Source organism: Citrobacter sp. MNAZ 1397 (assembly GCF_023613995.1).
Taxonomy (GTDB): Bacteria; Pseudomonadota; Gammaproteobacteria; order Enterobacterales; family Enterobacteriaceae; genus Phytobacter; species Phytobacter ursingii.
In genome coordinates this window covers 31,808-49,433 of record NZ_JAKIVH010000007.1, presented here as the reverse complement: position 1 = coordinate 49,433, position 17,626 = coordinate 31,808, and the positions used below count along the sequence as shown (strand labels likewise).

Below are 17,626 nucleotides of genomic sequence, written 5' to 3'. Positions count from 1 at the left end.
CGATGCCGTCGCGAATGGTTTAGCGTTTTGCTTTTTTAATGGGAGACCTTAAACGCCCGGCTCTTTATGCAACCGACGACAGGCGGTGCCATCTTCACGGAAAAGATGACAGCGCTCCGGTGGCAGACCGATAGCGAATGTGGCCCCCTCTTCTACCAACACCACGTCATTCTGGCGGTAGACCAGGTTTTGACGGATGGCGGGGATCTGGATGTGAATTTGTGTTTCGTGACCGAGCTGTTCAACGACCTGAACCTCACCTTCCAGGGTGACATCGGCGATGTCGCTGGGCAGCAAGTGTTCAGGGCGAATACCGAGTGACATATTGCTGCCGACCTGCACATTGGCGCTGTCGACAGGCAGCCAGACCTGCTGGCGGTTAGGCAACTCGACCTGGACTTGTTCAATGGCGGTAGCGGTAACCTTCACCGGCAGGAAATTCATTTTTGGCGAACCAATAAACCCGGCGACAAAGCGGTCTGATGGGTAGTGGTAAAGCTCAAGCGGTTTGCCCACTTGAGCGACGCGACCAGCGTCCAGCACCACAATTTTGTCGGCCAGCGTCATCGCTTCCACCTGATCATGGGTGACGTAAATCATCGTGCGACCCAGACGCTTATGCAGGCGTGAAATCTCGATACGCATCTGTACACGCAGTGCGGCATCAAGGTTGGATAACGGTTCATCCAGCAGAAAAACGCGCGGTTCCGCCACCAGCGTACGGCCAATCGCCACACGCTGACGCTGACCGCCAGACAAGGCTTTCGGTTTACGCTCCAGTAAATGCGCCAGTTGCAGGACTTCTGCTACCTGCGTTACTCGCTGGTTAATGACCTCTTTTTTCGCCCCGGCCAGCTTTAAGCCAAATGACATGTTCTCCGCCACGGAAAGGTGGGGATAGAGTGCGTAAGACTGAAACACCATGCCCACGCCGCGCTCGGCGGGCGGGATATCGTTCATGCGGGCATCGCCAATAAACAAATCGCCGCTGGTAATGGTTTCCAGACCCGCAATCATGCGCAGCAGCGTCGACTTCCCACAGCCTGACGGACCGACAAACACCACGAACTCTCCTTCGTGGATGTCGAGATTGATGTCTTTTGACACCACCACATCGCCCCAGGCTTTCGTTACATTCCGCAGCTGTACGCTCGCCATGCCCTTCTCCCTTCGTTACAACCTGTCACTTACAGAAACATTCAAGATGGGCTGACTATGGGCTATTGATAACGCTGGCGAATCCTCCACCCCCTCGCTTTTTTATGGGGGAGGAGACGGGAGGATGAGAGGGACGAGTCTGCCCCGGGGCGCCGGAGGCCAGGGCGATTTTCGTGACGCAGGCGGCAAAAATCGGTGGTTTTTTATGTGCGCTGACACACATAAAGAAACTTTATGTAACAGAGATCACACAAATACCCCCGGGGGCGTAGGTTTGAGGAGGATGAGAAGCGCTTGCCAACAAAGGAGACTACACCCCGTTAGACCACCAAACATATCCACGAGCACATCACCTAAAGGACGGGATATATGAAATTCAAAACAGGCGCACGCATCCTCGCATTGTCCGCACTGACGACGATGATGTTCTCCGCTTCTGCCCTCGCAAAGATTGAAGAAGGTAAGCTGGTTATCTGGATCAACGGCGACAAAGGCTATAACGGCCTGGCCGAAGTGGGTAAAAAATTCGAGAAAGATACCGGTATTAAGGTCACCGTTGAGCACCCGGATAAGCTGGAAGAGAAATTCCCGCAAGTTGCGGCCACCGGTGATGGCCCGGACATTATTTTCTGGGCCCATGACCGTTTTGGCGGCTACGCGCAGTCTGGCCTGCTGGCAGAAGTGACCCCGGATAAAGCCTTCCAGGACAAGTTATTCCCGTTCACCTGGGATGCAGTGCGTTATAACGGCAAGTTGATCGCCTACCCGGTCGCCGTGGAATCCCTCTCACTGATTTACAACAAAGATCTGGTGCCGAACCCACCTAAAACCTGGGAAGAGATCCCCGCGCTGGATAAAGAGCTGAAAGCGAAAGGTAAGAGCGCGCTGATGTTCAACCTGCAAGAACCGTACTTCACCTGGCCGCTGATTGCTGCTGATGGCGGTTATGCCTTCAAGTTTGAAAACGGTAAATATGACGTGAAAGACGTCGGCGTGGACAGCGCAGGCGCGAAAGCAGGTCTGGGTTTCCTGGTCAAACTCATCAAAGACAAACATATGAATGCGGATACGGATTACTCCATCGCCGAAGCCGCGTTTAACAAAGGCGAGACTGCGCTGACCATCAACGGTCCATGGGCGTGGGGCAACATTGATAAGAGCAAAATCAACTACGGCGTAACCTCTTTGCCAACTTTTAAAGGCAAAGCGTCCAAACCGTTCGTTGGCGTGCTGAGCGCCGGTATTAACGCCGCCAGCCCGAACAAAGAACTGGCAAAAGAGTTTCTGGAAAACTACCTGATTACCGATCAGGGCCTGGAAGAAGTGAATAAAGACAAACCGCTCGGTGCAGTAGCGCTGAAATCCTTCCAGGAGCAGTTAGCGAAAGACCCACGTATTGCGGCAACGATGGATAACGCCCAGAAAGGCGAAATCATGCCGAACATCCCGCAGATGGCCGCCTTCTGGTACGCCACCCGCACCGCGGTTATCAACGCTGTGAGCGGTCGTCAGACTGTCGATGCCGCGCTGAAAGACGCACAGGGCCGTATTACGAAGTAAGTCAGGCTGTTCCCCCCTCATCCCGGCCTTCTCCCTCAACGGAGAAGGAGAAAACCACCACCTCTCCCTCAGGGAGAGGGTTGGGGTGAGGGTTGTTTAATTGTTGTAGAGGAAGATCCCCATGGATGTCATTAAAAAGAAGCACTGGTGGCAAAGCGACGCGCTGAAATGGTCAGTGATAGGTCTGCTAGGCTTACTGGTGGGATACCTTGTAGTTTTAATGTACGCACAAGGGGAATACCTTTTCGCCATCACGACGCTGATCCTGAGCTCGGCTGGCCTGTACATCTTCGCTAACCGTAAAACCTACGCCTGGCGTTATGTTTATCCGGGCCTGGCAGGGATGGGGCTGTTTGTCCTGTTCCCGTTGATTTGTACCATCGCCATTGCGTTTACTAACTACAGTAGTACCCACCAGCTCACGCAAGAACGCGCGCAGCAGGTGCTGATGGACCGCTCTTATCAGGCGGGCAAAACCTATAACTTTACCCTTTTCCCGTCAGAGGGAAGCTGGCGACTGGCGCTGACCGACGGTGAAAGCGGCAAAAACTTTCTTTCGGACGCCTTTAAACTCGGGGGCGAGCAAAAAATCGTCTTAAAAGAGACGGATGCCCTACCTGCGGGTGAACGTGGCACCCTGCGTGACGTCACACAAAACCGCACCGCGCTCAACCAGCTGACCGCCGTGTTGCCAGATAACAGCAATGTTGTGATGAGTTCGCTGCGTCAGTTCTCAGGTACCACGCCGCTGTACAGCATGGCGGAGGACGGCACGCTCACCAACAAGCAGAGTGGTGTGAAATACCGTCCTAATAACAGTCTGGGTTTCTACCAGGCGGTTAACGCCGATAACAGCTGGGGTGATGAAAAGCTCAGTCCGGGATACACCGTGACCATTGGCTGGGATAACTTCATGCGCGTCTTTACCGATGAAGGTATCCAGAAACCGTTTATTGAGATTTTCGTCTGGACGGTGGTCTTCTCGCTGCTAACCGTCGTGTTGACCGTTGCCGTCGGCATGGTGCTGGCCTGTCTGGTGCAGTGGGAATCGCTGAAAGGCAAGGCCATCTACCGCGTCCTGCTGATTCTGCCTTACGCCGTACCGTCGTTTATCTCGATTCTGATCTTCAAGGGGCTGTTTAACCAGAGCTTCGGTGAGATCAACATGATGCTGAGCGCGCTGTTTGGCATCAAACCGGCGTGGTTTAGCGACCCGACCACGGCACGTTCGATGATCATTATCGTCAACACCTGGCTCGGTTATCCGTACATGATGATTCTGTGCATGGGGCTGCTGAAAGCGATTCCGGACGATTTGTATGAAGCCTCGGCAATGGATGGCGCCGGGCCGTTCCAGAACTTTTTCCGCATCACTTTGCCGCTGCTGATCAAGCCGCTCACGCCGCTGATGATTGCCAGTTTCGCCTTTAACTTTAATAACTTCGTGTTGATTCAGTTGTTGACTAACGGTGGCCCGGATCGTATCGGCACCACCACGCCTGCGGGCTACACCGACCTGTTGGTCAGCTACACCTACCGCATTGCCTTTGAAGGTGGCGGTGGGCAAGATTTTGGCCTCGCCGCCGCTATCGCCACGCTGATTTTCTTGCTGGTTGGCGTGCTTGCCATCGTCAATCTGAAAGCCACACGCATGAAATTTGATTAAGGAGGGCGATGATTATGGCTATGGTCCAGGCGAAATCGCAAAAGTTAAGGTTATTCGTTACCCATTTATTATTGCTGGTGTTCATCGCCGCAATCATGTTCCCGCTGCTGATGGTGGTCACTATCTCTCTGCGCGAAGGTAATTTCGCCACCGGGAGTCTGATTCCGGAAAGCATCTCGTGGGAGCACTGGAAACTGGCGCTGGGCTTTAGCGTGGAGCACGCCGATGGTCGCGTAACGCCTCCCCCCTTCCCGGTGCTGCTGTGGTTGTGGAACTCCATCAAGATCGCCGCGATTACCGCCATTGGTGTGGTAGCGCTCTCGACGACCTGCGCCTATGCCTTTGCCCGTATGCGCTTTCCCGGCAAAGCGACGCTGTTGAAAGGGATGCTGATTTTCCAGATGTTCCCGGCGGTATTGTCGCTGGTTGCCCTGTACGCCCTGTTTGACCGTCTGGGCCAGTACCTTCCGTTTATCGGCCTGAACACCCACGGCGGGGTTATTTTCGCCTATATGGGCGGCATCGCCCTGCACGTCTGGACGATTAAAGGTTATTTCGAAACCATCGACAACTCGCTGGAGGAAGCGGCTGCGCTGGATGGCGCGACGCCGTGGCAGGCATTCCGTCTGGTACTGTTACCGCTGTCGGTGCCGATTCTGGCGGTAGTGTTCATCCTGTCGTTTATCGCTGCAATCACCGAAGTACCCGTAGCATCGTTGCTACTGCGCGATGTCAACAGCTACACCCTGGCCGTTGGCATGCAGCAATATCTCAACCCGCAAAACTATCTGTGGGGCGACTTTGCGGCAGCAGCGGTGCTGTCAGCCATTCCGATTACGGTTGTCTTTCTGCTTGCGCAGCGCTGGCTGGTTAACGGCCTCACCGCGGGCGGTGTAAAAGGTTAATTTTTATCGTCATACTCTAAATAATTCGCGTGGCAGGAAGGCGGCAAATGAGAGAGTCCCCGGGAGCTTACTGGAGTAAGTGACCGAGGTGAACGAGTGTAGCCAACGCATCTGCAACGTGAAGTATGACGAGTATATATGCCACTGTAGTCCTCATTGGAATATTGACCCGAAACTCTAAATAATTCGGGTTGCAGGAAGGCGGCAAGAGAGAGCATCCCCGGGAGCTTACTGAAGTAAGTGACTGGGGTAAACGAGCGCCGCCAACGCACCTGCAACACGAAGTATGACGAGTTAACTTGTGACTGTTGTTAGGCGCTCCCCGGAGCGCCATTTTTTTACTCGCGTTTCAGTCGCTTAGAGTTACACAGCCAAAGAGTGATCACTAACAGCAGGATCGCGCCCGAATAAATCAGCACATCCATCGGGGATTTATGATCGACGATGATCAGCCGCACAATCGCGGTGATCCCAATGTAGATAAAATAACGTAGCGGGAAGTGAAAACCGGACTGAAAGTACTTCACAATCAGTGCGATAAATTCAAAGTAGAGAAAGTAAACCACCAGCCCTTCCACCAGCGCATACTTGCTGGTTTGTTCAGGCGCGAAAAGGACATCCGCCAGATGCAGCGTCTCCTTACCCAGAAAGACAACCAGAATCATGCCAAGACTCAACAAACCCAGATTCAGCACGGTCTGGAGAACGGTGGAGATAAACTCAACGCGTGGACGAACAGTTAGCGATGGCATTGTCATACCGGCACCTCATTCTCTGTGGCGAGCTTTCTGTATAACGCAAAAATGTGATCCAGATCTAGATTTTTTGCTTATATTTTGTGCTTTCTCGTGATGACATATCCCCCTGCAAGCATGCAAACAGGGAGTGACAAATCTAATGCTTACAATCTGTAAGGCGCAGGTTGATGATGCCGAACGGCTCCATGATATGGCGTACGCCAGCTACACCTATCATTTCGCCCATTTGTGGCAGGAAAAAGATGAACTGGCGAATTTTCTCGCACAGGAATATGCGCTGCCCGTTTTGCAGCAGAGTGTGCAGGACAAGCGATGCTGCTGGCTGATCGCTCTTTCTGACGGTATCCCGGTCGGCTTTGCCAAATTTAGCTGGCATGCTGCCGCTGGCCCCCAGGGCCCGTCAGGGACGCTACTGCATAAACTCTATTTTTTGCCGCAGGCGACCGGCAAAGGTTATGGGGAACAGGTTATCCAGGAGGTCATCCGTCGCGCGCGGGCGCATGGTGAACATTTTCTTTGGCTGGAAGTGCTGGATGCCAACCCGCAGGCCCGTCGATTCTATGAACGCCATGGTTTTCAACATCTGCGTGATACCGTCTTCAGTACCGCCTCGCAGCAGAGCACGCTGCATATTCTGGGCAAGGCCATTTAAGGAGCTGTGATGAGTGCGAATATTCGGCAGGCGACCATCCGTAACGTGATATGCGGCGAAAACGTGGTGATTTATGACCCGGTGAACCTGTATGACTGTGAACTGGCAGAAGACGTTTTCATCGGACCTTTTGTTGAAATTCAGGGACATTCGAAAATCGGTAAGGGCAGCAAAATCCAGTCTCACAGTTTTATCTGTGAATACGTGACCATTGGCGAGCGCTGTTTTATCGGCCATGGCGTGATGTTCGCTAATGATATGTTCCGGGAAGGCAAACCCAACCCGGACAGGGAAAGCTGGGGCAGGATCGTGGTGGGTAATGACGTGTCGATTGGCAGCGGCGCCACTATTCTGGCGGTGACCCTTTGCGATGGCGTGGTGATTGGCGCTGGTAGCGTGGTTACAAAATCGATTACCGAGAAAGGGGTTTACGCAGGCAATCCGGCGAGGCTGTTGCGGCGATTATAGCCCCCCGGTGGCGCTGCGCTTACCGGGGCTACACGCCCAGTCGTTGCCCGCATAAGGCGTTTGTGCCGCATCCAGGAATCCCCCGGTGGCGCTGCGCTTACCGGGGCAACACACCCAGTCGTAGCCTGGATAAGGCGTTTGCGCCGCATCCGGGAATCCCCCGGTGGCGCTGCGCTTGCCGGGGCTACACACCCGGTCGTAGCCCGCATAAGGCGTTTGCGCCGCATCCGGGAATCCCCCGGTGGCGCTGCGCTTACCGGGGCTACACACCCGGTCGTAGCCCGCATAAGGCGTTTGTGCCGCATCCGGGAATCCCCCGGTGGCGCTGCGCTTACCGGGGCTACACACCCGGTCGTAGCCCGGATAAGGCGTTTGCGCCGCATCCGGGAATCCCCCGGTGGCGCTGCGCTTACCGGGACTATACACCCAGTCGTAGCCGCATAAGGCGTTTGTGCCGCATCCGGGAATCCCCCGGTGGCGCTGCGCTTACCGGGGCTATACACCCAGTCGTAGCCCGGATAAGGCGTTTGCGCCGCATCCGGGAATTAACGGAAATTCAAACTTTTATCGCTGGTCATACTGTAAAGATCAAACTTACGTCCCAGCATTTGTCCGCCATCACGCGTCAGCGGCGTCCAGCCCACGGCCGCACGACTGCGGGTGGCGCCGGAAGTGAAGAGATCCATAGGAATAGAGACATACACCCCTTTGGTAAAATCTCCCTCCCCGTACTCTTTCGGCGACACGTTGGTGATAGTGGCATACGTCCCGACAACCACCCCGCTGTCGAAATGTTTAGCCACTTCCAGGGTGCCGCCTTTATCACCCGCCAGATATTGCCCGACACTCGCTTTGATCAGCACATCCTGGGCGAACGGGGGTGTCCAGTAGGCCGTTAAGTGCCCGGTTTTAACGCTATAATCCGTAAACTTCATCATGTCCTGCGCGCTGCGCCAGTCACGCTGTTTCACGTAGTTGGCGTCAATACCGAAGGCCCAGTTGCTGTCAACCGGACGCCATAACACCTCCGCACCCGCGCCACCGTACATCGTTTCCAGATAACCGGCGTACACCTGACCATAGAAATTGTTGCCCATGTACTGGAAGTAGTTGGCCTGCAGGTTGTTCACGTAGACATCATTTTGCACATACTCACGCACGCGGGTACGCACACGTGGCAGTTTTGAATCCGGCGGCGGATTGGTGTAATTAAATTTGTCGTAGTTGTTAGCGATGTTGGCGAACAGGCTGCCGGTTGTCAGCAGATGATCGCTCAGCCACCAGTCTGCGGTCGCCATCGCCCCAAGCTGGTACATGTAGAAACTTTCCGGACCACCAACGGACTGGTTTAACACCGGGTCGATGTGGAAATCAAAGCTCGACTTCTCGATATACCAGCCCTGTTCCGGCGAATCCGGCACAATCGGCTCAACGCGCTGTTGCACCAGTTGCGTTTCCTGACCCAGCGGTTCGCCTTCAAGGTGACGCTGCAGGCTGGCAACATCGGTTTCGGTGGTGACCTGCGGCATATTCAGACGGTTTTCCGTCACGCGGATCGTGCGGATACCCTCCGGCAAATCGTTCATGATGATGCGATTTGCGCGTATCACGCCTTCCTGGGAGTCACGGTATTTCACCTGTTCTCCGGTCACGTAGAGCGTGTCGCCTTTCACCTGAATTTGTGGATTGGCAAACCCGGCATTGTACTTGAGCAAGGTCAATTGATTGGCCACGACGGAGTGCTGAAGAATGGCATCCTGGGGCTGCGGCTGATACTTCGGACGTGAGTTATCGTTGTAGTTCGGACGCAACTCATTGAAATTATTGCGCAGGGTAAAACCAAACATCACGGTATTCCCACGCTCATAGCTCAGGTTAACGTCGGCCCAGTCCGTCACCCGATAAATCGCGCCGATGTTAAACTTACTCTTTTGCGGTAGCTTACCGGCAAAGTCCTGCTGATAGTTATTGCCTTCATATTCCAGTTTCAGACGCAGCGGTTGCCAGGGCGTCTGGTATTCCACCCCGCCGAAAAGCGCGGTCGGGCCATGGAACATCTGGCTGGCATCCACAGAGCCCGCCTGGTTATAGCTGTTATCGCGATAGCAGAATTTTTGTTTATAGGTACAAAGCGGGTTTTTGATATTGCCAGAGGTGCCCAGATATCCCCAGCCAAGCCCGAGAGAGAAATCAAAGGGGCCCCAGGCTTTGTTTGCCACAATGTACTCACCGTCAAACAGGCCGGTACCACCGATATCGCGCGCGCCAACCGCCACCTGCGGCAGCCAGTATCCCTCTTCCCATAAACGTACTTTCAGATCGAAAGCTTTATCTTTGTACGACTGATCTCCGGAGAAGGCCTCCACGCTGCTGTATTTGCGGGTTCGAACATCGGTATAACGCAGTGTGGTTTCCAGCCACGGGAAAAGCTGCATTGAGCCTGAGTAGTAGCGGTACTGGTCGTTATCGCGATAATTGAGGCTGATTTCCCCCGCAGGCGCCATACGGGCTGTAGGCGTTTGCAACAGCCCTGCGCCACCAAAATCCGATTGCGAGGGCCCAACAGGTGCCGGATACGTTTCAGCCTGGCAGGCGGCACTCACACTTAGCGCCAGGACACTGATGACAAACGATTTTTTCATTATTCTTCCGGTATCCGATGCGTCAGTAAGCGAAGAATGTCAGCGTTCAGCACTTCGTAGCGATCGCCCCATAACGCTGGAGCGAAGCCGACAAAAATCACGCTGCCTGGCATAGGTTCAACATGGCGTCGGTTCCAGTACGCCACCGGCACTTTCTCTGTCCGACCATTGGGATAAATCAGCCAGGCATCGCTTTTTTCCGCCCCGCTCAGCAAACTCATCTCATCGAGGTAACTCACCACATCACGCCCTGGCGTAAAGGGCTTTTTACCCGGTTGGCTCACCAGCCCCACCACGGTGACAGTCGTGGGTCGGGGTCCCACCCACAAGCTGTACTCGCCCTCCAGCGGAGGGTTAGCACGCGTTTTGATGCGCACATAATCCGGGTCGAGATTGATTTGTTGCCGCCCCGTCACACGCAACGCCTGAACCTGTCGATACAGGCTGTTTATCGCTGCCGCATCATCGCCCTCTTCCTCGGCGGCCAGCGCGCTAAGGCGGCCCAGTAACGCCTGCTGGCGCTGCTCTTCAAGAGCCGTGGCCTGCCGCTCGCTGATGACGGCTCCGGGCCACCAGCTTTGTGCCAGACGGGGCTGCCCGACAACATCAATCAGACGCGCCGCGTTGGTGAGTATTTTGGGTTTACTGTCGCCTGCGATATAGACATTGACGTTGCCCGCCGCCTGCGCCAGCGAAGAGGCGCAGCAGAGTAAAAACGCGCTAGCGGATAAGAGCCTCATGATTTCGCCGCCTTGATAAGCGTGGTTCTGACCGGGAACCAGTTCGCCCCCAGGTACTGTTCCGACTGACGAATTAATCCGTCTTCGTCCACCCAGTAACGGTTACGCCAGTGGGTCTGGTCCGTCGTAATCTCTTCATCAAGAATGCGAACATGGGTGGATTCGTTGCCCAGCGTGACCGAGTCCGAACCATTCCAGTGGAAGACCGAGCGTGCCGTCGCGTAACGCACCTGTTTGTGCTCCGTCCAGCCCATCGTGCGGGTCCAGCTCGCGCCATCAATAATTTGATTCGGGTTGGCTAACGGGTCTGCCGCCAGGTTATTCACCTCCAGCAGGTTGTCGCCGTTGGTCAGGGTTTTCACAATGCGATAATGCCGGGTAACGAAAATGGCCTGATCCTGTGTTGCCCACTTCTGCAGCCCGTCTTCTGAGAAGGCGAGCACCACGAAGAGCTGCGGTCCGCCATTGAGCTGCACATACTGGCTGGCGTAGGGCATATTCTGGATTTCGTCCTCGGTTAACTGGACGCCGGGCGTGCCGAACACGCTGTTCCACAGTGAATGGCCCAGCCCTTTGGTGGTGGATGAACAGGCCTGAATCAGCAGGCAAATCAGGATGATTGCGGGTCGCTTCACGACTCTTCTCCAGAGGGGGACGAAATAACCACACCGAAGTGTGGTTATGATTAAAGTACTCGCCGTTATTGAGTACTGGTGGTCGTGGTGGTCGTGGTTCCGGTATTGGAGCCATCACCGCCACCGGTTGCCGCAAGGGCAACACCCACCGCAGAACTTACGGTGCTGACGCTGGTTGCTGAGGAGCTACCCGCAGAAACAGTCGTCGCTGCCGACCCTGCCGCGTCACCCACTTCAATCGGTGCCGCAAAAGCAGAAGTCGCCGCAAGCGCGGTAATGGCAAAAATGCCATACAGTGCTTTTTTCATATCAATTTCCCTTCATTGAATGAATGGAGATTTGCCTGAAAATAAACAGGCGAGAACGAGTATACACAACTAAAGCAGGCTATTTGCCGAATGGGAAACGCAGCGGGAAGTTTTAAGAAAATTGGATAAAATCGATAAATTGCAGATATTAATTTAAAATAAAAATATTGTATTTCATACAGTTACAAATATTTCAGCAATAGAGAAGTATACGTAACATCTGAAAATAACACTGAGGAATTAACTGGATATTCTGTTTTTTCAGAATAACCTCATAATGAAGAATTATGTCGACGACGGAACAACAAGAATTATCCGATAATAAAATGCCGACGTTATGTCGGCATTTTAATTTACCTATTTCGTTCACCCTTATCGCTGAACGATATTAACGCCAGGCTTTATAAAGATTAATCAGGCCATTCGTGGAACTGTCATGGCTGCTGACTTCTTTATCATCACCCAGCTCCGGCAGGATGCGGTTAGCCAGCTGTTTGCCAAGCTCAACGCCCCACTGGTCGAAGGTAAAGATGTTGAGGATCGCGCCCTGGGTAAAGATTTTATGCTCATACAGCGCGATCAACGCCCCCAGGCTGAACGGGGTAATTTCGCGCAGCAGGATGGAGTTGGTCGGACGGTTGCCTTCAAACACTTTAAACGGCACCACGTGTTCCAGCGTCTTCGGATCTTTACCCTGGTCCGCATATTCTTGCTCAACCACGTCGCGGGATTTACCGAACGCTAATGCTTCGGTCTGGGCGAAGAAGTTAGACAGCAGTTTCGGATGGTGATCGGACAGCGGGTTGTGGGTAATCGCCGGAGCGATAAAGTCGCAAGGAACCATTTTGGTGCCCTGGTGAATCAGCTGGTAGAACGCGTGCTGACCGTTGGTACCCGGCTCACCCCAGATAATGGGGCCCGTCTGGTAATCCACCGCGTTGCCGTTACGGTCAACGTATTTCCCGTTGGATTCCATGTTGCCCTGCTGGAAGTAGGCGGCAAAGCGGTGCATGTACTGGTCGTATGGCAGAATCGCTTCGGTTTCGGCCCCGAAGAAGTTGTTGTACCAGATACCGATCAGCGCCAGCAGTACCGGCAGATTTTTCTCAGGTGCGGTGGTGGAGAAGTGTTTATCCATCGCATGCGCGCCGGAAAGCAGTTCAACAAAGTTGTCGAAGCCCACGGACAGAATGATAGACAGGCCGATGGCAGACCACAGAGAGTAACGGCCGCCGACCCAGTCCCAGAACTCAAACATGTTCGCCGTGTCGATACCAAACTCGCCCACCGCTTTACCGTTGGTCGAGAGCGCGGCGAAGTGTTTCGCCACATGTTTGTTATCACCCGCGGTCGCCAGGAACCAGTCACGCGCACTGTGGGCGTTGGTCATGGTTTCCTGAGTGGTGAAGGTCTTGGACGCCACCAGGAACAGCGTGGTTTCCGGATTTACTTTCTTGAGCACTTCGGCGATATGGGTACCATCGACGTTAGAAACGAAGTGCATGTTAAGGTGATTTTTGTATGGGCGCAGCGCTTCGGTCACCATGAACGGGCCGAGGTCAGAACCGCCGATACCGATGTTAACCACGTCGGTAATCGCTTTACCGGTATAGCCTTTCCAGCTACCCGAAATGATCGCTTCGGAGAACGCTTTCATTTTTTCCAGCACGGCGTTGACTTCCGGCATCACATCTTTGCCGTCAACAATAATCGGGGTATTGCTACGGTTACGCAGCGCCACGTGCAGCACGGCGCGATCTTCGGTACGGTTGATTTTCTCACCGGAGAACATGGACTTGATCGCATCGGCCAGAGCGGTCTCTTTGGCCAGATCCTGCAGTTTGCTCAGGGTCTCTTCGGTGATGCGGTTTTTGGAGAAATCCACCAGCATTAAATCATCGAAGGTCGCGGAGAATTTAGAGAAACGATCGGCATCTTTCGCGAACAGATCCGCGATAGTAACGTCTTTCATTTCATCAAAGTGTTTCTGTAATGCCTGCCAGGCAGCGGTCTGCGTTGGGTTGATGTTTTTCATTAGCAATACTCTTCTGATTTGAGAATTGTGACTGCGGTCGATTGTAGCGCCTGCGAATGAAAATTGTGATGGTTTTTGTGTCGCTGTCCAGCAGCGTCGCTAAAACGACCCTTTTTACGCGATAAATACGTCCAACATAAGGCGTTTTTCTAATCGATTCGTCTGCATGAAAAATCCGCATAATCGTAACATTGACAGCGATGCCGCTAGCCTTTATTTATTAGGGCGCTACCTGCGCGCGCGCGGGCCAGAAGAGGAGCGTTACCCAGGTACGGTGTTGGAAGAGCCATTCTGAAGAAAACACCTGAGGGGGAGTAACGCCGAGGTGGTGAATTGCATGGCGGCATTCATCATCGGCTACAGGGGCTGAATCCCTTGAGTTGTCACCAGAAACGTTCGCAGTCGGGCGTTTCACAAGTGGTGGAGCACTTCTGGGTGTAATCGTAGTTGTCTTTTGCTCTGCGCCTACCCCTTTTCGCTCTTCCCTTGTGCCATGGCTGAATAATTTTGTCTGACGTTATACGCCAGGCTTCCCTGACACGAGGTTATAACAATGAGTCACTCCGTTTCCCCGCTCGTCGTCGCCAAATTCGGCGGTACCAGCGTGGCAAATTTTGATGCAATGAACCACAGTGCGGACGTGGTGCTTTCCGATGCGAGCGTACGTCTGGTCGTGCTTTCTGCCTCTGCCGGTGTTACCAATTTGCTGGTTGCGCTTGCCGAAGGGCTGGAGGCGACTGAGCGTTTCGTTAAGCTCGATGCGATTCGCAAAATTCAGTTCGATATTCTGGAACGTCTGGCCAATCCAAACGTCATTCGCGAAGAGATCGAACGTCTGCTGGAAAATATCACCACTCTGGCAGAAGCCGCTTCACTGGCCACCTCCAATGCATTAACCGATGAACTGGTCAGCCACGGCGAACTGATGTCCACCCTGTTGTTTGTTGAAATCCTGCGTGAACGCAATGTGCAGGCGCAGTGGTTTGACGTGCGTAAAGTGATGCGTACCAGCGATCGCTTTGGCCGTGCTGAGCCGGACGTAGCCGCGCTCGCAGAGCTGGCGACTCAGCAACTCGCCCCACGTCTTGCCGACGGCATCGTCATTACCCAGGGCTTTATTGGCAGTGAAGCGAAAGGTCGCACCACCACACTGGGCCGTGGCGGCAGCGACTACACCGCCGCGCTGCTCGGCGAAGCGTTGCATGCGACCCGCGTCGATATCTGGACCGATGTCCCCGGCATCTATACCACCGACCCGCGCGTGGTGCCTGCCGCCAAGCGCATTGACGAGATTGCCTTTGAAGAAGCCGCTGAAATGGCGACCTTCGGGGCGAAAGTTCTGCATCCGGCGACCTTGTTGCCAGCCGTTCGTAGCGATATCCCGGTCTTTGTCGGTTCCAGCAAAGACCCGAAAGCAGGCGGCACACTGGTGTGTAACAAAACCAGCAACCCGCCGCTATTCCGCGCGCTGGCGCTACGTCGCAAACAGACCCTGTTGACACTACACAGCCTGAACATGTTGCATTCTCGTGGCTTCCTGGCGGAAGTGTTCGGCATTCTGGCGCGCCACAGTATTTCGGTTGACCTGATCACCACGTCGGAGGTGAGCGTGGCGCTGACCCTGGATACCACCGGCTCCACGTCGACGGGCGATACACTGCTCACGCAGGGTCTGCTGACCGAGCTCTCTTCTCTGTGCCGTGTGGAAGTGGAAGAGAATCTTGCGCTGGTGGCGATCATTGGTAATGACCTGTCCAAAGCCTGCGGTGTTGGCAAAGAGGTCTTCGGCGTGTTGGATCCGTTCAACATTCGCATGATTTGCTACGGCGCATCCAGCCACAACCTGTGTTTCCTGGTGCCGGGCGCCGAAGCAGAGCAGGTTGTGCAGAAGCTGCATCATAATTTGTTCGAGTGATCGCAGGCGTTGTTTCCCCGGTGACGCTGCGCTTACCGGGGCTACGGGCTGTAGCCCGGACAAAGCGTTTACGCCGCCATCCGGGGTAACCGTAATTTAGCAACCAGCCGTAGCCCGGATAAGGCGTTTACGCCGCATCCGGGAAGCCTTGCTTGCCCAACCTACATCTGCCCCATGACCGTCCGGTACAGCAACGCGTCCAACGTTCTGACGTCGCCTTCCCGGCTTTCCGGTAACGTGGGGGGAAGGGTTCCCCTTTCGATCTCGTCCGCGATAAACGCGTGTAAGCGTGGCAGACGCGCGCCGTATTGCGCTTCCCCTGCACGCTGCTTACGTGCCAGTAAATCATCGATTTCCAGACGCAATTGCGCATCCAGTTCGCTTCCGGCCAACAGTTCGGCAAAGCGCATCGGCGGTACGCCTTTTCCCGCTTCCACCCAACGCACCGCCAGTAACGGGCGCAGCACATAAAAGTATTTCTTTAATCGCACCTTATCGCCCTGCAAATACTGATGGAAGTTTCTGCGGGCCATGGAGTAGTAATGCCAGCGCGCCCGCACGGCAGAAAACCATTTCGGCATCTCCGCCTTAAGCGCACCGACGGTGGCATCGTCTTGCTGATAGACCACTGGCGAATCCAGCCACTCGATCAGCGTTGGGTTTGCGCTTTTTAGCAAACCTAACGCTTTACGCCACTCCCAGCCGCTCACGTCCAGCTCATCATCGATGGGCAGTTCAATCACATCACGCGGCGCCTCTACACGCAGATACCACTGCGGCGGATGCACATATAAAAAACGCACATCATAGTCGCTGTCCGGCGAGGCAAAACCCCAGCCACGGCTGCCGGATTCGCAGGCATACAGCACTCTGACGCCGTAACGCTGCTCTACTTCTTTTAATTGCTGCCGCACGCGTTCACGCATCGCGGCATCCACGCCGTTCTCCGTCATTTTTTTATCCTTTTACACAGACCACCTGACGTAAGGTGTGAACAATTTCAACCAGCGACGCCTGCGCCGCCATCACCGCGTCGATATCTTTATAGGCCATCGGAATTTCATCAATAACGTCGCTGTCTTTACGACACTCAACGTGAGCGGTCGCCCGAATCTGGTCATCAACCGTAAAGCGCTTTTTCGCTGCCGTACGACTCATCGTGCGCCCTGCGCCGTGGCTACAAGAACAGAAGCTCTCTTCATTTCCCAATCCACGTACGATAAAGCTTTTCGCCCCCATCGAACCGGGAATAATCCCCATCTGGCCCTTCTGCGCCGAGACCGCGCCTTTACGCGTCACCAGCACCTCTTCGCCAAAATGGGTCTCTTTTTGCACGTAGTTATGGTGGCAATTCACCGCCTCCTGCTGGGTCATGAACGGTTTTGTCACGATACGCGACAGCGCCGCCAGCACGCGCGACATCATCACTTCCCGGTTATGACGGGCAAAGTCCTGGGCCCACGACACGGCTTCCATATAGTCGTCATAGTGCTTACTCCCCTCCCTGAAATAGGCCAGGTTTTTATCCGGCAGGTTGGCAATATGCTGCTGCATGTCCTGTTGGGCCAGCGTGATAAACAGCGTACCAATGGCATTACCCACACCGCGCGAACCGCTATGTAACATCACCCATACACGTTGCTGTTCATCCAGGCAGACCTCAATAAAATGGTTGCCCGTACCCAGCGTTCCCAGGTGCTGATAATTATTGGTTTTCAATAGCTGCGGATAGTTATCCGTCAAGCGCTTAAACCGTGCCGCCAGCATTGTCCAGTGGTTATCCACTTCCTGCGGGGGCGTCTCCCACGCCCCTTTATCCCGGCCGGAACGTGTACTGGTGCGCCCATGCGGCACCGCCTGTTCGATTGCGCTGCGAAGCCCGCTCAGGTTATCCGGTAAATCGCTTGCCACCAGCGAGGTGCGCACGGCGATCATCCCACAACCAATATCCACGCCAACCGCCGCCGGGATAATGGCCCCTTTGGTCGGGATCACACTGCCGATGGTGGAACCTTTACCGAGATGTACATCGGGCATTACCGCCAGATGCTGAAAAATAAACGGCATCTTCGCGGTATTCTGCAACTGTTCACGCGCCTCTGGCTCTACCGGCACCCCGTGAGTCCACATTTTTATCGGCGCACTGTCCTGCGCCATCAGCAGTTGAAATTCGTTATGCTGCAT

The 17,626-nt window shown here is 54.4% G+C and carries 16 protein-coding genes and 1 riboswitch; of the genes, 6 read left to right on the top strand and 10 right to left on the bottom strand.

Going from position 1 to position 17,626, the window contains the following annotated elements:
- Positions 1-48: 48 nt before the first annotated feature.
- Positions 49-1,158 (bottom strand): maltose/maltodextrin ABC transporter ATP-binding protein MalK, encoded by a 1,110-nt coding sequence (gene malK / locus L2097_RS23220; RefSeq protein ID WP_047372197.1) that lies wholly within the window; start codon positions 1,156-1,158, stop codon positions 49-51.
- A 369-nt stretch (positions 1,159-1,527) separates the two neighbouring features.
- Here malK and malE point away from each other — a divergent pair, with 369 nt between their 5' ends.
- The 3 genes from malE (at position 1,528) to malG (ending at position 5,289) form a co-directional block, all read left to right on the top strand.
- Positions 1,528-2,718, top strand: coding sequence for a maltose/maltodextrin ABC transporter substrate-binding protein MalE (gene malE, locus L2097_RS23215; RefSeq protein ID WP_047372198.1), 1,191 nt, complete (start codon positions 1,528-1,530; stop codon positions 2,716-2,718).
- A gap of 121 nt (positions 2,719-2,839) precedes the next feature.
- The gene (malF, locus tag L2097_RS23210; RefSeq protein WP_047372199.1) at positions 2,840-4,384 is read left to right on the top strand and encodes a maltose ABC transporter permease MalF; all 1,545 of its coding nucleotides are present in this window, start codon (positions 2,840-2,842) and stop codon (positions 4,382-4,384) included.
- A 14-nt stretch (positions 4,385-4,398) separates the two neighbouring features.
- The gene (gene malG, locus L2097_RS23205) at positions 4,399-5,289 is read left to right on the top strand and encodes a maltose ABC transporter permease MalG (protein ID WP_047373420.1); all 891 of its coding nucleotides are present in this window, start codon (positions 4,399-4,401) and stop codon (positions 5,287-5,289) included.
- A 338-nt stretch (positions 5,290-5,627) separates the two neighbouring features.
- Here the strand turns inward: malG and psiE are convergent, their stop codons facing one another.
- A complete protein-coding gene (psiE, locus tag L2097_RS23200) occupies positions 5,628-6,041 on the bottom strand; it encodes a phosphate-starvation-inducible protein PsiE (RefSeq protein ID WP_250353778.1) in 414 nt (137 codons plus the stop codon).
- A 145-nt stretch (positions 6,042-6,186) separates the two neighbouring features.
- On the opposite strand from psiE, the gene L2097_RS23195 reads away from it, so the two are divergent.
- A complete protein-coding gene (locus L2097_RS23195; protein ID WP_250353762.1) occupies positions 6,187-6,699 on the top strand; it encodes a GNAT family N-acetyltransferase in 513 nt (170 codons plus the stop codon).
- Positions 6,700-6,708: 9 nt separating this feature from the next.
- Positions 6,709-7,167, top strand: coding sequence for an acyltransferase (locus L2097_RS23190; RefSeq protein WP_047372201.1), 459 nt, complete (start codon positions 6,709-6,711; stop codon positions 7,165-7,167).
- Here L2097_RS23190 and L2097_RS23185 read toward each other — a convergent pair.
- The 6 genes from L2097_RS23185 to pgi form a co-directional block, all read right to left on the bottom strand.
- Positions 7,162-7,593: a hypothetical protein gene (locus tag L2097_RS23185; protein WP_250353761.1), complete on the bottom strand. Its 432-nt coding sequence runs from the start codon at positions 7,591-7,593 to the stop codon at positions 7,162-7,164. The two genes, L2097_RS23190 and L2097_RS23185, sit on opposite strands and share 6 nt — an antisense overlap.
- Positions 7,594-7,712: 119 nt before the next feature.
- Positions 7,713-9,809 carry a YjbH domain-containing protein gene (locus L2097_RS23180; RefSeq protein WP_047372202.1) on the bottom strand — a complete coding sequence of 699 codons (2,097 nt, stop codon included), beginning with the start codon at positions 9,807-9,809 and terminating at the stop codon, positions 7,713-7,715.
- Positions 9,809-10,549, bottom strand: a complete 741-nt coding sequence (locus tag L2097_RS23175) for a capsule biosynthesis GfcC D2 domain-containing protein (protein WP_250353760.1) — start codon at positions 10,547-10,549, stop codon at positions 9,809-9,811. The genes L2097_RS23180 and L2097_RS23175 overlap by 1 nt, the downstream gene beginning before the upstream one ends.
- Positions 10,546-11,184, bottom strand: a complete 639-nt coding sequence (locus tag L2097_RS23170) for a YjbF family lipoprotein (protein WP_085005896.1) — start codon at positions 11,182-11,184, stop codon at positions 10,546-10,548. Before L2097_RS23170 ends, L2097_RS23175 begins: the two co-directional genes overlap by 4 nt.
- Positions 11,185-11,249: 65 nt before the next feature.
- Entirely contained in the window at positions 11,250-11,492 is a 243-nt protein-coding gene (yjbE, locus tag L2097_RS23165) for an exopolysaccharide production protein YjbE (RefSeq protein WP_047372205.1), read from the bottom strand.
- Positions 11,493-11,880: 388 nt separating this feature from the next.
- Positions 11,881-13,527, bottom strand: coding sequence for a glucose-6-phosphate isomerase (gene pgi, locus L2097_RS23160; RefSeq protein WP_047372206.1), 1,647 nt, complete (start codon positions 13,525-13,527; stop codon positions 11,881-11,883).
- 243 nt (positions 13,528-13,770) lie between these two features.
- A riboswitch (Lysine riboswitch) is annotated at positions 13,771-13,966 on the top strand.
- Positions 13,967-14,080: 114 nt separating this feature from the next.
- On the opposite strand from pgi, the gene lysC reads away from it, so the two are divergent.
- Positions 14,081-15,442: a lysine-sensitive aspartokinase 3 gene (lysC, locus tag L2097_RS23155; RefSeq protein WP_103280835.1), complete on the top strand. Its 1,362-nt coding sequence runs from the start codon at positions 14,081-14,083 to the stop codon at positions 15,440-15,442.
- 161 nt (positions 15,443-15,603) lie between these two features.
- On the opposite strand, the gene L2097_RS23150 is transcribed toward lysC, so the two are convergent.
- Both L2097_RS23150 and L2097_RS23145 read right to left on the bottom strand, forming a co-directional pair.
- Entirely contained in the window at positions 15,604-16,395 is a 792-nt protein-coding gene (locus L2097_RS23150) for a nucleotidyltransferase domain-containing protein (RefSeq protein WP_047372208.1), read from the bottom strand.
- 4 nt (positions 16,396-16,399) lie between these two features.
- Complete coding sequence (locus L2097_RS23145) at positions 16,400-17,626, bottom strand: RtcB family protein (protein ID WP_250353759.1); 1,227 nt, start codon at positions 17,624-17,626, stop codon at positions 16,400-16,402.

Bases quoted from the DNA above. Each gene is read 5' to 3' on its own strand.
- malF (WP_047372199.1), top strand. From the start codon at position 2,840: ATGGATGTCATTAAAAAGAAGCACTGGTGGCAAAGCGACGCGCTGAAA.
- yjbE (WP_047372205.1), bottom strand. From the start codon at position 11,492: ATGAAAAAAGCACTGTATGGCATTTTTGCCATTACCGCGCTTGCGGCG.
- L2097_RS23145 (WP_250353759.1), bottom strand. From the start codon at position 17,626: ATGCAGCATAACGAATTTCAACTGCTGATGGCGCAGGACAGTGCGCCG.
- L2097_RS23150 (WP_047372208.1), bottom strand. From the start codon at position 16,395: ATGACGGAGAACGGCGTGGATGCCGCGATGCGTGAACGCGTGCGGCAG.
- L2097_RS23180 (WP_047372202.1), bottom strand. From the start codon at position 9,809: ATGAAAAAATCGTTTGTCATCAGTGTCCTGGCGCTAAGTGTGAGTGCC.
- lysC (WP_103280835.1), top strand. From the start codon at position 14,081: ATGAGTCACTCCGTTTCCCCGCTCGTCGTCGCCAAATTCGGCGGTACC.
- malG (WP_047373420.1), top strand. From the start codon at position 4,399: ATGGCTATGGTCCAGGCGAAATCGCAAAAGTTAAGGTTATTCGTTACC.
- psiE (WP_250353778.1), bottom strand. From the start codon at position 6,041: ATGCCATCGCTAACTGTTCGTCCACGCGTTGAGTTTATCTCCACCGTT.
- L2097_RS23190 (WP_047372201.1), top strand. From the start codon at position 6,709: ATGAGTGCGAATATTCGGCAGGCGACCATCCGTAACGTGATATGCGGC.
- pgi (WP_047372206.1), bottom strand. From the start codon at position 13,527: ATGAAAAACATCAACCCAACGCAGACCGCTGCCTGGCAGGCATTACAG.
- malK (WP_047372197.1), bottom strand. From the start codon at position 1,158: ATGGCGAGCGTACAGCTGCGGAATGTAACGAAAGCCTGGGGCGATGTG.
- malE (WP_047372198.1), top strand. From the start codon at position 1,528: ATGAAATTCAAAACAGGCGCACGCATCCTCGCATTGTCCGCACTGACG.
- L2097_RS23195 (WP_250353762.1), top strand. From the start codon at position 6,187: ATGCTTACAATCTGTAAGGCGCAGGTTGATGATGCCGAACGGCTCCAT.
- L2097_RS23175 (WP_250353760.1), bottom strand. From the start codon at position 10,549: ATGAGGCTCTTATCCGCTAGCGCGTTTTTACTCTGCTGCGCCTCTTCG.